This window comes from Halopiger thermotolerans (assembly GCF_054654555.1).
The window spans coordinates 534,475-549,516 of the sequence record NZ_BAAIEU010000002.1; the positions used below are offsets into that span (position 1 = coordinate 534,475).

Sequence of the window (15,042 nt, forward strand, 5' to 3'; positions counted from 1 at the left end):
TCGGGGGTATGCTCGACCGCTCCGACATCCTCGAGGCGCGCGACCGGGTTCGCGAGACGTCTCGGCACACGCCGCTCGAGTACTCGCACACGTATTCGTCGATGACCGGCGCCGACGTACACCTGAAACTCGAGACGTTTCAGCGGACGGGGGCGTTCAAGATCCGCGGCGCGACGAACCGGATCGCGACGCTCTCCGAGGAACAGAAGGACGCGGGCGTCGTCACCGCGAGCGCGGGCAACCACGCGCAGGGGGTCGCGCTCGCGGCCACGCGCGTGGGCGTCGATTCGAAGATCGTCATGCCCGAGCACGCGCCCATCTCGAAGGTCAAGGCAACGGAAAGCTACGGCGCCGAGGTCGTCCTCCACGGCGCGGACTACGCCGAGGCCGCCGAGCACGCCCACGAACTCGAGCGCGAGGAGGGCCGCACCTACGTCCACGCCTTCGACGACGAGCTGGTCATGGCCGGCCAGGGAACCATCGGCCTCGAGATCGTCGAGGATTGCCCCGAGGTCGAAACCGTCGTCGTCCCGATCGGCGGCGGCGGCCTCATCAGCGGTATCGCGGCCGCCGTCAAGGGCGAGAACCCCGACGCGCGCGTGATCGGCGTGCAGGCCGAAGGCGCCTCGAGCGCCGCGGCCTCCCTCCAGAAGGGCGAACGAGTCTCGCTCGAGGGCGTCGAGACGATCGCCGACGGGATTGCAACCCGCAGCATCGGCGAACGACCCTTCGAGCACATTCAGGAGTACGTCGACGAGGTCGTCACCGTTTCCGACCCCGAGATCGCCGTCACGATCACCTACCTCCTCGAGCGATCGAAGACGCTGGTCGAGGGCGCCGGCGCAGTCCCCTTGGCGGCCGTCCTGTTCGAGAAGTTCGACTACGCCGACGACGAGACCATCGTTCCGGTCCTCTCGGGCGGCAACATCGACCTCAACACCCTCACGAACGTCATCGTCCGCGGCCTCGTCGAAACCGGCCGCTACCTGAAGATCCGGACCGTCCTCACCGACCAGCCCGGCGCGCTCGAGGAACTGCTCGAAATCTTCACGGACCACCGCGCTAACATCTACGCCATCCACCACGATCGCACCTCTCGGGAGGTCGAGATGAGCGACACCGAAGTCGAGATCGAACTCGAGATGCGCGGCCCCGACCACGTCGACGCCTTCCTCTCGGATCTCCGCGAGGCCGGCTACGAGGTCGACGTCCTCGCGTAACGCTTCGCCCCTTTTAAGCCGGATCGGACCGTCGTACCAGATATGAAACGAATCGTCGAAACCGATGACGCACCTGCCGCTGTCGGCGCGTACAGTCAGGCGACCAGCAACGGCTCGCTGCTCTTTACCGCCGGACAGATCCCGCTGACCGCGGACGGGGAACTGCTCGACGACGAACCCATCGCGGCCCAGACCGAACAGGCGCTGTACAACCTCGACGCCATCCTCGACGAGGCCGACGCGAGCTCCGAGGACATCCTCAAGGTCACCGTCTATCTCGACGATATCGACGACTTCGAGGAGATGAACGAGGCCTACGCCGACTACTTCGACGACGAGCCCCCGGCCCGCAGCGCCGTCGAGGTCGCCGCCCTGCCCAAGGGCGTCGGCGTCGAGATCGAAGCCGTCGCCTCCCTCGAGTGAGATGGCCGTGCCGATCGCGTCGGTGCTCGGCCCGCGGACGACGTCCGCGCTGCTCTGGGGCGCCGTCGGCGCGCTGGCGTTTCTGGTCCTCGTTCAGGGCTACGCCCTCGTCGCCGCCCCGCTCGTGACGATCGTTCAGGGTATCGCCATCGCTGTCGCGGTCGGCGTCGGCGCAGCATTCGGGACGTACGTCCTCGAGCCCCGGATCGCAAGGCGGGCGACGAACGAGTCGGCCCACGGTACCGAATCGCACGACCGCGGCGACAGTAAAAGTAAGAGTTAAACGACGGACGCGGTTAGGATGAGGTGAGCCAGGATGGCCGAACGGTAAGGCGCACGCCTGGAAAGCGTGTTCCCTTTCGGGATTCTGGGTTCAAATCCCAGTCCTGGCGCTTCTCACGGCGTCACGCTCCGTTTTATTCTGACCGAATCCACGACGGGTAGCGTGCAGTCACTGCTTTCTCGATTCTCACTTGAGTAATACCGAGTTACCGACCCCGCTATCGCGTAACGTCGCTTCTCTCATCGGTCGTCGGTCGCTTCCCTGGCTTGATCCGGCCGCCACACCGTTTACCGCTACTTTCCCGTCCTCTCCCGGAGCAACGCGACTACCCGGACCAGCTTGCTGGCGTCCGCGTCTCCGCTTACGACGACATTACTTCGTGGGACTGACCAACGTAGATCAGACGGCTCCCGAGACGACGGCCTTATGTATCAACCCGGCCTTCGACACTAATGCGAACGACGTGGCGTACTCCGCCACGTTCCCTCCGGCCGAGATCCGGCACGGAGGCAGGCGCTCCATCCACTCCTCGCACAGCGGCTATCCGCCGCTTCCTTGAGGGCGTTCGGATCGACTCGAGACGCGATCCTTATATACGCTCGGCGCGTACTATAGGATACGCAATCGGTCCGCCGGCTGCGGTTTTCGGCGTGACTGCGATCCGTTGCCCTTAAGTGTATACGGGGATTCGGATGGATTGCAAAGCAGAAGTGATCGACGGACCGTTCAACCCGGGCCGTCATCTCGGACGGCTCGCAGTCCGAAGGGGTTAAGTACCCCTGACGGCTTACGAGTAGGTCCGAAGGAGATGAGGATTCCACCCCTGCGGTCTTCCGTACAGATGGGATCTGATGTGAGCCTTGGTAGTTCGGTGACGCCCGACCGGTCCACGCCGTGGGCCGACGAGCGCGCCGAACTGGACCCATAGTGTGAGTGTGTACCTACATTCACCGCCAACCCCCCTCCTTGTGAGGGGAGACATTCCGGTTGATCCTGCCGGAGGTCATTGCTAGTGGAGTCCGATTTAGCCATGCTAGTTGCGCGGGTTAGACCCGCAGCAGATAGCTCAGTAACACGTGGCCAAACTACCCTCTGGATCAGGACAACCTCGGGAAACTGAGGCTAATCCTGAATAGCGTTCTCACCCTGGAGTGGGGAGAACGTGAAATGCTCCGGCGCCAGAGGATGTGGCTGCGGCCGATTAGGTAGACGGTGGGGTAACGGCCCACCGTGCCAGTAATCGGTACGGGTTGTGAGAGCAAGAGCCCGGAGACGGTATCTGAGACAAGATACCGGGCCCTACGGGGCGCAGCAGGCGCGAAACCTTTACACTGCACGCCAGTGCGATAAGGGGACTCCATCTGCGAGGGCATATCGTCCTCGCTTTTCTGCACCGTAAGGTGGTGCAGGAATAAGGGCTGGGCAAGACCGGTGCCAGCCGCCGCGGTAATACCGGCAGCCCAAGTGATGACCGCTATTATTGGGCCTAAAGCGTCCGTAGCTGGCCAGGCAAGTCCATCGGGAAATCCGCATGCCCAACATGCGGGCGTCCGGTGGAACCTGCTTGGCTTGGGACCGGAAGACCTGAGGGGTACGTCCGGGGTAGGAGTGAAATCCCGTAATCCTGGACGGACCACCGGTGGCGAAAGCGCCTCAGGAAGACGGATCCGACGGTGAGGGACGAAAGCTCGGGTCACGAACCGGATTAGATACCCGGGTAGTCCGAGCTGTAAACGATGTCTGCTAGGTGTGGCACAGGCTACGAGCCTGTGCTGTGCCGTAGGGAAGCCGTGAAGCAGACCGCCTGGGAAGTACGTCCGCAAGGATGAAACTTAAAGGAATTGGCGGGGGAGCACTACAACCGGAGGAGCCTGCGGTTTAATTGGACTCAACGCCGGACATCTCACCAGCATCGACAGCAGGAGTGACAGTCAGGTTGATGACCTTACTAGACCTGCTGAGAGGAGGTGCATGGCCGCCGTCAGCTCGTACCGTGAGGCGTCCTGTTAAGTCAGGCAACGAGCGAGACCCGCACTCCTAATTGCCAGCAACACCCTCGTGGTGGTTGGGTACATTAGGAGGACTGCCAGTGCCAAACTGGAGGAAGGAACGGGCAACGGTAGGTCAGTATGCCCCGAATGTGCTGGGCGACACGCGGGCTACAATGGCCGAGACAGTGGGATGCAACGCCGAAAGGCGACGCTAATCTCCGAAACTCGGTCGTAGTTCGGATTGCGGATTGAAACTCATCCGCATGAAGCTGGATTCGGTAGTAATCGCGCCTCAGAAGGGCGCGGTGAATACGTCCCTGCTCCTTGCACACACCGCCCGTCAAAGCACCCGAGTGAGGTCCGGATGAGGCCTGGCCACCAGGTCGAATCTGGGCTTCGCAAGGGGGCTTAAGTCGTAACAAGGTAGCCGTAGGGGAATCTGCGGCTGGATCACCTCCACAGACCGGGACCGGGGCGCTGCCCCGGCCCACCCAAGCGGTCCATTTCGCCGCGATCGTCACCCACTCGTCCGGGCCGATCGGGCACCTTTGAACTACCAAGGCTCACACCTCGCTCCCCTCGTTCGAGGGGAAGGGCCCATAGCTCAGTGGGAGAGTGCCTCCTTTGCAAGGAGGATGCCCTGGGTTCGAATCCCAGTGGGTCCATGTCTCGGAGCGGATCGGCGAATCGTTCCCCTTAAGTGGGAACGACTCGTTCGATTCAATCCGAACGCAAACCGATGCACCACCCCGTGCAAACGTGGGTGGGAAGGGTCAATGCAGCCAGCCGTCTACTGGCCTGCAGATGCGACCGTGTGTACGTGTAGTCCAGGCGTCCACTGGACCCGTTCCCGGGTCACTATGCTGCCTTGTGCAGCGCAGATCCGATGAACGTGGCTACTGTGCCAGCTGGTGGATCGCTCGGCTTGAGAGCTGAAGAAGGACGTGCCAAGCTGCGATAAGCCTCAGGGACCCGCACGGAGGGGAAGAACTGAGGATTTCCGAATGGGAATCCCCACCGCAATTGCTTCGCGCAATGGGGAACGCCGAGAACTGAAACATCTTAGTATCGGCAGGAAGAGAAAACGGAATCGTGATGTCGTTAGTAACGGCGAGTGAACGCGACACAGTCCAAACCGAAGCCTTCGGGCAATGTGGTGTTCGGACTGACTCTCAGCAGCAGAAGCGCGACACGAAGTCTCCTGGAACGGAGCACGAAACAGGGTGACAGTCCCGTACTGTCGTGAAGTATGCTGTGCGTCAGCTCCAGAGTAGCGGGGGTTGGATATCCCTCGTGAATATCCCAGGCATCGACTGGGAAGACTAAACACTCCTCAAGACCGATAGCGAACAAGTAGCGTGAGCGAACGCTGAAAAGCACCCCACGAAGGGAGGTGCAATAGGGCGTGAAATCAGTTGGCGATCGAACGACGGGGCATACAAGGTCCCTTACACAATGACCGTAGCGCGAGCTACCAGTAAGAAGTAAGGGAAGCCGATGTTCCGTCGTGCGTTTTGAAAAACGAACCAGGGAGTGTGTCTGATTGGCGAGTCTAACCTGATCATCAGGGAAGGCGAAGGGAAACCGACATGGCCGCAGTCTTACGACGAGGGCCGCCGTGTTCAAGCGCGGGGAGTCAATCGGACACGACCCGAAACCGGATGATCTAGGCGTGGGCAAGACGAAGCGTGCCGAAAGGCACGTGGAGGTCTGTTAGCGTTGGTGTCCTACAATACCCTCGCGTGACCTACGTCTAGGGGTGAAAGGCCCATCGAATCCGGAAACAGCTGGTTCCGACCGAAACATGTCGAAGCATGACCTCTGCCGAGGTAGTCCGTGGGGTAGAGCGACGGATTGGGGGACCGCACTCCGAGAGGAGTGCGCCCCCCTGTCCAACTCCGAACCTACGGACGCCGCTCGACGCAGGGAGTCCGGTGCACGGGGTAAGCCTGTGTACCATAAGGGAGACAACCCAGCGCCGGGTTAAGGTCCCCAAGTGTGGATTAAGTGCGATCGAAGGTGGTCCCGAGCCCTAGACAGCCGGGAGGTGAGCTTAGAAGCAGCTACCCTCTAAGAAAAGCGTAACAGCTTACCGGCCGAGGTTCGGGGCGCCCAAAATGATCGGGGCTCAAATCCACCACCGAGACCTGGCCACACCCCTCACAGGGTGATTGCGTAGGTCGGCGTTCTGTTCGGGTGGAAGCACGGGCGAGAGCTCGTGTGGACCGTTCAGTAACGAAAATCCTGGTCATAGTAGCAGCGTTAGTCGGGTTAGAACCCCGACGGCCGAACGAGTAAGGGTTCCTCAGCAATGCTGATCAGCTGAGGGTTAGCCGGTCCTAAGTCTGCTCGTAACTCGCAGCAGACAACAGGGAAACAGGTTAATATTCCTGTGCCAGTGTGCACTCAAAGCCGACGCTTTGGGGCCACCTGAGCTGGGCTTTCGCCCAGTCGAACTGTCGAAGATCGTGGAAGCCGTAATGGCACGAAGCGATCGAATGGCAGGATAGCGCAAGTCAGGTCAACCCAGAGCCCGTGAAAAGGCGAGCACACTGTCCGTACCGAGATCCGACACAGGTACTCGTGGCGGCGAAAGCCAAGGCCTGTCGGGAATAACCGACGTTAGGGAATTCGGCAAGTTAGTCCCGTACGTTCGCAATAAGGGATGCCTGCCTCGGAAAGAGGCAGGTCGCAGTGACTCGGACGCTCCAACTGTCTAGTAACAACATAGGTGACCGCAAATCCGCAAGGACTCGTACGGTCACTGAATCCTGCCCAGTGCGGGTATCTGAACACCCAGTACAATGGGACGAAGGACCCGTTAACGGCGGGGGTAACTATGACCCTCTTAAGGTAGCGTAGTACCTTGCCGCTTCAGTAGCGGCTTGCATGAATGGATCAATGAGAGCGTCACTGTCCCAACGTTGGGCCCGGTGAACTGTACGTTCCAGTGCGGAGTCTGGAGACCCCCAAGGGGAAGCGAAGACCCTATAGAGCTTTACTGCAGGCTGTCACTGAGACGTGGTCGCCATTGTGCAGCATAGGTAGGAGGCGTTACACAGGTACCCGCGCTAGCGGGCCACCGAGCCAACACTGAAATACTACCCGATGGTGACTGCGACTCTCACTCCTGGCGGAGGACACTGGTAGCCGGGCAGTTTGACTGGGGCGGTACGCGCTTGAAAAGATATCGAGCGCGCCCCAAGATTTCCTCACTCGGGTCGGAGACCCGAGGAAGAGCGCAAGAGCAAACGGAAGTCTGACAGTGTCCGGCCTAACGACGGACGCTGACGCGAAAGCGTGGTCTAGCGAACCAATTAGGCTGCTTGATGCGGCCAATTGCTGACAGAAAAGCTACCTTAGGGATAACAGAGTCGTCACCCGCAAGAGCACATATCGACCGGGTGGCTTGCTACCTCGATGTCGGTTCCCTCCATCCTGCCCGTGCAGAAGCGGGCAAGGGTGAGGTTGTTCGCCTATTAAAGGAGGTCGTGAGCTGGGTTTAGACCGTCGTGAGACAGGTCGGCTGCTATCTATTGGGGGTGTTACGGTTCCTGACGGGAACGTTCGTATAGTACGAGAGGAACTACGAATGGGTGCCACTAGTGTACCGGCTGTTCGAAAGAGCACGCGCCGGGCAGCTACGCACCACGGGGTAACGGCTGAACGCATCTAAGCCGGAAACCCACCTGGAAACGAGGAACCACCAAGGCCACTCCTACAAGAGGAGGTCGATAGACTCGGGGTGTACGCGCCAAGGCAACGAGGCGTTGAGCCCGCGAGCACTAACCGGCCAAGCCACACACTCATAACTGAGACACGCATTTGGATCTGCACTGTGACCCACGAACGGGTCCAGACGCACACTGGACTACACGTACACTACGGTCACTCACACCGATATTGGTATGACGGCGGTTCGATTCCGTCGATCGGCGTTAGGCGGCCACAGCGGCGAGGTTCCTCCCGTACCCATCCCGAACACGGAAGATAAGCTCGCCTGCGTATCGGCAACTACTGGAGTGGGCGACCCTCTGGGAACGTCGATTCGCCGCCCCACTCATACTCCATCTTAAGCCCCGTCGAGCGACAGCCATCGGTGGTTGTCGCCCGGCGGGGCTTTTCGTCTTTCATACGCGGAGCACATCGTGAAGCAATTAGCGGTGGGGTTATCGATCTCGAGCAGTCGTAACTCCCACAAGCCGGAGAACTTTGACGCTCCTCGTAGTCGGCCGAGGTATGGAGCTCGAGCTCGACGACAGCGCGGCACTGGTAACGGCATCCTCGAGCGGACTCGGGTTCGCGAGCGCACAGGCGCTCCGTGAGGCGGGAGCGGACGTGACGATTTGCGGGCGCGATGCAGACCGGCTCGAGCGGGCGCGCGACGAACTCGTCGAAGCCGACGCGGACGGTGACGTGATCGCCGTCAAAGCGGATATCACCGATCCAGACGATATCTCTCGGCTCGTAAGCCGGACGGTGGACGAGTTCGGCGGCCTCGATCACCTCGTGACGTCGGCGGGCGGACCGCCGAGCACGACGTTTCTCGAGACGGACGAGCAGGACTGGTACCAGGCGTACGACCTGCTCGTGATGAGCGTCGTCTGGACGATCGAGGAGGCATACGAGCACCTGCTCGAGTCGGAGCAGGGAACGATCACGTGTATCACCTCGCGGACGGTTCGGGAGGTCGCCGACGGGCTCTTACTGTCGAACTCGGTTCGCCGGAGCGTGATCGGACTGGTAAAGACGGTCTCGAGGGAGTTCGCGCCGGAGATCCGGGCGAACGCGGTACTTCCGGGGACGATCGAGACGCCGCGAATCGAGGAGTTGATCGAATCGGGGATCGACCGGGGAACCTACGACGATTACGAGGAGGGGCTTGCGGAACTCGCGAGCGAGATTCCGATGGATCGGATCGGTGAACCTCGTGAACTGGGCGAGGTAGTGGCGTTTCTCTCGAGTCCGCGGGCGAGTTTCGTCAACGGCGCTGAGATACCGATCGACGGCGGGTTGTTGCGAAGCTAGGGTTTCGGGTCCCCGCTCGAGTTCGAGATAGAGATCCGGTTCGCAATCGCATCACGCTCTCGGTCGCAGGAACCGTCGTCAGAAACGAGAGTCGAGACGGTTGCGAGTGTCGGACGGTCGGCGGTCAGTCAGCCGACAGCGAACAGGTCCCCTCGTAGGTCGCGTCCGCGACGGACTCGATCTCGGGGTCGTCGCCGCAGACCGGACACGACGGGTTCGAACGCATCTCGACGGTCTCGAAGGTCATGTCCATCGCGTCGTACATCAGCAGCCGGCCCTCGAGCAGCTCGCCCTTCCCGAGCAGGTACTTGACGACCTCGGTGGCCTGGATGCAGCCGACGGTGCCGGGGAGGACGCCGAGGACACCGGTGGTCGCGCAGTCCGGAACGGTGCCGGGCTCGGGGGCCTCGGGGAACAGACAGCGGTAACAGGGTGGATCTTCGTCCTCGCCGCCGCGTTCGTTCGTAAACGTCGTTACCTGCCCTTCGAACCGGTAGATCGCGCCGTGGGACAGCGGCGTCTCCGTGAGCACGCAGTGGTCGTTGAGCAGGTACCGGGTCGCGAAGTTGTCGCTGGCGTCTAAGACGACGTCGTACTCGGCAACGAGATCCCCGACGTTGTCCGCCGTGAGACGCGTCTCGTACGTATCGACGTCGATATCCGGATTTAGCGCCGCCACGTAGTCGGCCGCGCTTTCGACCTTCGGCCGGCCGACGTCGTCGTCGCCGTGGACGACCTGGCGCTGCAGGTTCGATCGTTCGACGACGTCGTCGTCGACGATGCCCAGCTGACCGATCCCGGCGGCCGCGAGGTACTGAATCGCCGGCGATCCCAGGCCGCCCGCGCCGACGACGAGGACGCTGCCCTCGAGCAGCCGCTGTTGGCCCTCGGGACCGATCTCGTCCATGATCACGTGTCGCGAGTACCGGTCGAGTTGCGTCGCATCGAGGCGGAGATCGCTCATACATCGACGTAGGGCCGAGACCGGGAAAAACCCGCGGGTGATCGTCGTCTGCCAGCGTTCGCCCTCGCCGTTCGCCCGCCTTGTACCGCCGTCGTATGTGGGTGTGTAGCAAAGATGAGGCAGATCCTCGGGGCAACCCAACGATTTAATACTGTGCCTATCATTGACACACGTATGGCATCCTCACCCAATGGTGCCGGTGACGACGTTTTCGACCAGTTCCTTACCGACCGCGGCCACTCAGTCGAAGAAGTAGGGTGGGAGCAGGAGTATAACAAGAAGCAGTGCCCGGAGTGTGGCGGCCTCCACGACACGTCCGCCGACATCTGTTCCGTCTGCGGTTGGGAGCCGGCGGCCTGACGGACTCGTCGGTTCCCGTCGAATTCGTCGTCGTTCGTCGGTCCGACGACGCTCGCGGTTGCGGTTTCCGTTCGTTCGATCATCGCCGTGAGTCTACGGAACGTTAATTCAACCTTCGTTCCGACCGCAGTATACGATACAATTATAGTGTGTTATTTCCCAATAGATAGAACGTAAAACCATGCCGGAATGCCAGAACTGCGGTTCGTTCGTGACCGACGCGTACGCTCGAGTGTTCACGCCGCCCGGCGTCGACGATCCGCGCGTCTGTCCGGACTGCCAGGACAAGATCCGCGACGGTGCGGAGGTCCGCGCCGCCCGTTCGCCGCGGAACCCGTAACCGGTCCCCGACGGTCTTCGACGGTCCCAATCGGCCGCCGAGTCTCCGATCGCGCCGACGATTTTCCCCCTACACGGAACCCACGTCACTTAAGAGTATCGCGCCCTTGAATGGGTACAATGGCTACCACGGAGACGAAGGTGACCCGGCTGTTCGGTGGTCCGGGAAGCGGGAAGACGACCGCGCTTCTCGACCACGTCGAAGAAATCCTCGAGCAGGACGGCGTCACGTTCCGGGATATCCTCGTCGTCTCGTACACGCGAGCGGCAGCCCAGGAAGTTCGCGAACGACTGGCCGAGCGACTCGACGAGAGTCCGCGTGCGCTGCAGGGCAACGTCTGTACGATGCACGCCAAGGCATACGATCTGCTGGATCTCTCCCGAAGCGACGTCATCGGCGAGTCCGAGAAGGAGGAGTTCTGCGAGGAGTACGGCCTCGAGTTCGAGGACGAGTACAGCGGCGCCGGCCGCCGCACCGCGCGCTCGACCACGATCGGCAACAAGATCATCGCCACGAGCCAGTGGCTCCAGCGGACCCGACGGGACGTCTCGGACTGGTACGACGTCCCCTTCCAGTGGGACGAGGAGGAAGTCCGGCTGCCGCCCGAGATCGACCCGAACGCACAGGAGGGCAACAAGTACACGCCCACCTGGCCCAGCGACGACGACCGGATCGACGTTCCCGAGGCGATCCGCGCGTGGCGCTCCTACAAGGGCGAACAGGGCAAGATCGGCTTCGCAGACATGCTAGAGCGCGTCCGCCAGCGCTCGCTGCTCCCGAACGTCGACTACCTGGTGATCGACGAGTTCCAGGACATCACCACCCTCCAGTACGACGTCTACGATGAGTGGAAACCCCACATGGAGCAGGTGCTGATCGCCGGCGACGACGACCAGGTCGTCTACTCCTGGCAGGGCGCCGACCCCGCTCTGCTGCTCGAGGAGGAGGTCGACGAGGACATCATTCTCCCTAATTCCTACCGTCTACCCTCGAACGTCCTCAACGCGGTCAACCAAGAGATCCGCCACATCGAGAAGCGACAGGACAAGGACCTCAAGCCCCGCAAGGAGGGCGGCGCGGTCGAGGCGCGAGCGAACGCGTCGATGCTCGACGTCGTCCGCAACGTCCGGCGGACGCTCCTCGAGACGGACGGCAGCGTTATGGTCCTGTTCCGGGCGCGCTACCAGATGTTCCAGTTCATCGATGAGTTCATCACCGAAGGGATTCCGTTCACGTCGCTGACCGACCAGCGGATGTGGACCGACCGGCTCACCCAGTACGTCCGCGCCGTCGAGGCGATCGACGAGGGCGAGGACGTCACCGGCCTGCAGGCTCGGCGACTCGCGGACATGCTCCAGGAGTCGGCCTTCGGTACCAACGAGCGCGACGACCTCTTCGACACCATCGACGAGCGTCAGGAGGAGGTCGGGATCGACGACCTCCAGCAACTGATGATCCCCGCCGAGGTCGTCGAGGATCACGTCCCGTTCATGCCCGGCCCCGCGTCGGCGGCCGACATGGTCCGGAAGGTGACCAACTTCCAGAAGAAGAGCGTCCGCTCGTACTTCGCGATCGGCGAGTACCTCGGGATGGACACCGACCGCGTCCGCGTCGGCACGATCCACTCCGCCAAGGGTCGCGAGGCCGACCACGTCATCGTCGGCACGGACCTCACCGAGAAGGTCGTCGAGCAGATGGTCGCGACCGTCGACGACCCCGAGGACGTCCCCGGCGTCGAGGAGTTCACCAAGTCGACCTCGCCCGTCCCGGTGCTGACGGACAACGAACGGCGCGTCTTCTACGTCGGCATGTCCCGGGCCCGCGAGCGGCTCGTCCTGCTGGAGAACTTAGTCGACGGCGCGCCGACGCTGCCGATCGACGTCCTGTTGCACAACGAACTCACCGACAGGACACTCGAGGAGTTAATCGAGGAGGCCCAGCAGCCGACCGAGCCCGCCGGCGACGACGATGACGAAGAGGAAGTCGAACCCGAAGCGGGCGCGGAAGCGCCGTAACCCGTGACGGACGGATCGTTTCGGTCCGTAGCTCACACCCCGAGCGGCGGCGACGGAACGACCGTCCTCGAGTCGGCCCACCTCGAGGCAGTGCTGGACGACGAACTCGCGTCCCGCGACGCGACGGCGTTCGTCCACGCGGGGCCGGTTCGCGATCCGGAGCTCCGGTACTGCCTGCAGCTGTCGGCCGCGAGTCGCTCCGCGACGTCCGGTTCCGCCAGCGCCGACACCGGTCGCGGCGACCGGAACGGTACTCGAGGGCGGACGGTCGTCGCGATCGGCTACGACGGAACCGACTGGCTGTGCCGATCGGCCGACGAGTCCGGGGCACACCCCGCAGTCGAACTCGCGAGGGATCTTTCGGAGCGGGCGTCGTCGGCTGCCGACAGTTCCGTCGACGCCGGGGGTTCCACGGACGAAGCGCCGACGACCGTCCTGACGCCCCCTACGATCCCCCACGACGCCGCGCTCTACCTTGAGAGCGAGGGCGCGTTTTCGCTGTCTTCGACGGACGCCGTCGACCGCGCTCGAGCCGAAAAGACCGACGGCGAACGCGCCCGCATCGAGGCCGCACAGCGCGCCGCGGCCGCTGGCGTTCGCCGTGGCGCCTCGGTGCTCGCGTCGGCGGCGGTCGAGGACGGGCGGCTCGTCGCGGACGGCGCGCCGCTGACGGCCGACCGCCTCCGAACCGCGATCGACGCGGCGATCGTCGAGGCCGGTGCGTTCCCGCGAGGCAATACCGTCGTCGAGTTCGCCGGTGCGGACGATGGGGCCGACTCCGCGCTCCGACCCGGCGAACCGATCGTCCTCGCGGCGACGCCGCGGGGCCCCGACGGCTACCACGGCCGACTTGCACGCACGCTCGTCGTCGACGGCGACGGCGGCCGGGAGCGGCGCGCCCACGTCGCCGTCACGCAGGCGTTCCGCTCGAGTCGGGCGATGCTGACCGCGGGCACGGAGTCCGTGACCGCCGTCGAAGCCGACCTCGAGGCGGAGATCCGCGCGTTCGGCGAGGACGGCCGGATCGAGGCCCAAGTCGCGGGCGTCGGCCTCGAGCCCTGCGAGCGGCCGGTCGCCGGCGGCGACGACGTCGGACCGGGCAGCGTCGTCCGTCTCGAGGCGGCCGTCGATCTCGACGGCGAGACCGACGAGCAAAACGCGGACGGCAACGGCACCTGGATTCGGATCGCCGACGTCTTCGCGAAGGATAGCGGGGTCGACGCCGACGGACGGACCGATGTCGAGCGGCTCGCCGCCCTCTCACGGTCGCTCGAGCCGACGGCGCTGCTCGGCGACGACGAGAGCGAGAACGCGAACTGACGATTCTCTTTCGTTCCCCGACTCGCTCTCCGGGCTGTCGAGCGCCGTCTTCGGGCCGCTCGAGCGAGCCGCGGTCGGTTATCGCTCGTCGTCCGACTCGGGGTTCGGCTCCGAGTCTGGCTCCTTCACCACCGAGCCGACGACCCGTTGGGCGAGCAGTTCCGGGAGGTCCCCCGGCGTCGGCACCCAGTGCTGGAGGCCGACGAGTCCGACGGCGAGCACGAGCAGTATTGCGCCGGTCGTCGTCTCCCCGCGGACCAGCAGGAACTCGAGTCCGGCGATCGCGGCGGGAATCGCGAGCACGAGGGTGCTCGCGAGTTTGATCGTGTCGATGATACCGGCCATCGCGTCTCGATAGCGCGCGTGTCGGCAAAAGCGCGACGACTGCGCGCCGTGTTCGACCGCGGCGTTTCCGACCGCAGTAACGGAACTGGAACGCATCTTGCCTCCGGAACGCCTTTATCCGTCGCCGGGAACCGTCGGGTATGTTCACGGGAATCGTCGAGGAGACCGGCGAGATCGTCGCGCGCGAGCGCACCGACGACGGCCTCCGGCTCCGGATCGGCGCCGACGAGGTCGCGACCGGCCTCGAGCACGGACAGAGCATCAGCGTCAGCGGCGCGTGTCTCACCGTCGAGGACCACACGGCCGGCGAGTGGTTCGAGGTCTTCCTCGCGAGCGAGACCGTCGAGCGGACCTACCTCGGGGACCTCGAGGCAGGCGACGCGGTCAATCTCGAGCGCGCGATGCCGGCAGACGGCCGCTTCGACGGCCACGTCGTGCAGGGTCACGTCGACGCGGTCGCGACGGTGACGAACGTCGAGTCGGTCGAGGAAGACTGGTTCTTCGAGTTCGAACTCCCCGAGGGCTACGGCCGCTACGTCGTCGAGAAGGGGTCGATCACCCTCGACGGTATCAGCCTGACCGTCGCCGAGTTCGATCCCGACGCGGGCCGGGTCACCGTCGCGATCATTCCGACGACCTACGAACTCACGACCCTCTCGGAGAAGGCGCCCGGCGATCCCGTCCACCTCGAGGTCGACGTGCTCGCGAAGTACGTCGAACGGCTGCTCGAGGCGCGCTTCGACTGACGACGTC

11 protein-coding genes, 2 tRNA genes and 3 rRNA genes are annotated in these 15,042 nt (G+C 63.4%); 14 read left to right on the forward strand and 2 right to left on the reverse strand.

All coding sequences use genetic code 11. The annotated features are described in order from the left end of the window. Positions 1-8 precede the first annotated feature (8 nt). From ilvA to ACYQ26_RS05140, 9 genes are all read left to right on the forward strand, one after another. Positions 9-1,220 (forward strand): threonine ammonia-lyase, encoded by a 1,212-nt coding sequence (gene ilvA / locus ACYQ26_RS05100; protein ID WP_459807668.1) that lies wholly within the window; start codon positions 9-11, stop codon positions 1,218-1,220. A gap of 42 nt (positions 1,221-1,262) precedes the next feature. Beyond that, positions 1,263-1,643, forward strand: coding sequence for a Rid family detoxifying hydrolase (locus ACYQ26_RS05105; RefSeq protein WP_459807670.1), 381 nt, complete (start codon positions 1,263-1,265; stop codon positions 1,641-1,643). A 1-nt stretch (position 1,644) separates the two neighbouring features. Continuing rightward, entirely contained in the window at positions 1,645-1,926 is a 282-nt protein-coding gene (locus ACYQ26_RS05110; RefSeq protein WP_459807672.1) for a DUF7981 family protein, read from the forward strand. A 27-nt stretch (positions 1,927-1,953) separates the two neighbouring features. Next, a tRNA-Ser gene (locus tag ACYQ26_RS05115) sits at positions 1,954-2,035 on the forward strand. An 871-nt stretch (positions 2,036-2,906) separates the two neighbouring features. Then, positions 2,907-4,376: ribosomal RNA gene (locus tag ACYQ26_RS05120) — 16S ribosomal RNA — on the forward strand. Positions 4,377-4,510: 134 nt separating this feature from the next. Then, a tRNA-Ala gene (locus ACYQ26_RS05125) sits at positions 4,511-4,582 on the forward strand. 222 nt (positions 4,583-4,804) lie between these two features. Further along, positions 4,805-7,724: ribosomal RNA gene (locus tag ACYQ26_RS05130) — 23S ribosomal RNA — on the forward strand. A 131-nt stretch (positions 7,725-7,855) separates the two neighbouring features. Further along, a 5S ribosomal RNA gene (gene rrf / locus ACYQ26_RS05135) occupies positions 7,856-7,977 on the forward strand. Together the 16S, 23S and 5S rRNA genes with 1 tRNA gene alongside form the textbook arrangement of a ribosomal RNA operon. Before the next feature lie 179 nt (positions 7,978-8,156). Further along, positions 8,157-8,945, forward strand: coding sequence for an SDR family oxidoreductase (locus ACYQ26_RS05140; RefSeq protein ID WP_459807674.1), 789 nt, complete (start codon positions 8,157-8,159; stop codon positions 8,943-8,945). A 124-nt stretch (positions 8,946-9,069) separates the two neighbouring features. Here ACYQ26_RS05140 and ubaA read toward each other — a convergent pair whose 3' ends face one another. Continuing rightward, entirely contained in the window at positions 9,070-9,909 is an 840-nt protein-coding gene (ubaA, locus tag ACYQ26_RS05145) for an SAMP-activating enzyme E1 (RefSeq protein ID WP_459807676.1), read from the reverse strand. Between the two features lie 174 nt (positions 9,910-10,083). On the opposite strand from ubaA, the gene ACYQ26_RS05150 reads away from it, so the two are divergent. The 4 genes from ACYQ26_RS05150 to ACYQ26_RS05165 all read left to right on the forward strand — a co-directional run bounded on the left by ACYQ26_RS05150 (position 10,084) and on the right by ACYQ26_RS05165 (position 13,944). Next, positions 10,084-10,269 carry an HVO_0416 family zinc finger protein gene (locus tag ACYQ26_RS05150; RefSeq protein ID WP_459807677.1) on the forward strand — a complete coding sequence of 62 codons (186 nt, stop codon included), beginning with the start codon at positions 10,084-10,086 and terminating at the stop codon, positions 10,267-10,269. A 181-nt stretch (positions 10,270-10,450) separates the two neighbouring features. After that, complete coding sequence (locus ACYQ26_RS05155) at positions 10,451-10,609, forward strand: DUF7563 family protein (RefSeq protein WP_013879502.1); 159 nt, start codon at positions 10,451-10,453, stop codon at positions 10,607-10,609. Positions 10,610-10,728: 119 nt separating this feature from the next. Next, positions 10,729-12,624 (forward strand): UvrD-helicase domain-containing protein, encoded by a 1,896-nt coding sequence (locus ACYQ26_RS05160; protein ID WP_459807680.1) that lies wholly within the window; start codon positions 10,729-10,731, stop codon positions 12,622-12,624. Positions 12,625-12,627: 3 nt separating this feature from the next. Further along, entirely contained in the window at positions 12,628-13,944 is a 1,317-nt protein-coding gene (locus ACYQ26_RS05165) for a M24 family metallopeptidase (RefSeq protein WP_459807682.1), read from the forward strand. A gap of 78 nt (positions 13,945-14,022) precedes the next feature. Here the strand turns inward: ACYQ26_RS05165 and ACYQ26_RS05170 are convergent, their stop codons facing one another. Continuing rightward, entirely contained in the window at positions 14,023-14,289 is a 267-nt protein-coding gene (locus ACYQ26_RS05170) for a DUF7533 family protein (protein ID WP_459807684.1), read from the reverse strand. Between the two features lie 140 nt (positions 14,290-14,429). Between ACYQ26_RS05170 and ACYQ26_RS05175 the strand changes: the two genes are divergently transcribed. Next, the gene (locus ACYQ26_RS05175) at positions 14,430-15,035 is read left to right on the forward strand and encodes a riboflavin synthase (protein ID WP_459807685.1); all 606 of its coding nucleotides are present in this window, start codon (positions 14,430-14,432) and stop codon (positions 15,033-15,035) included. The last annotated feature ends 7 nt before the right edge of the window (positions 15,036-15,042 follow it).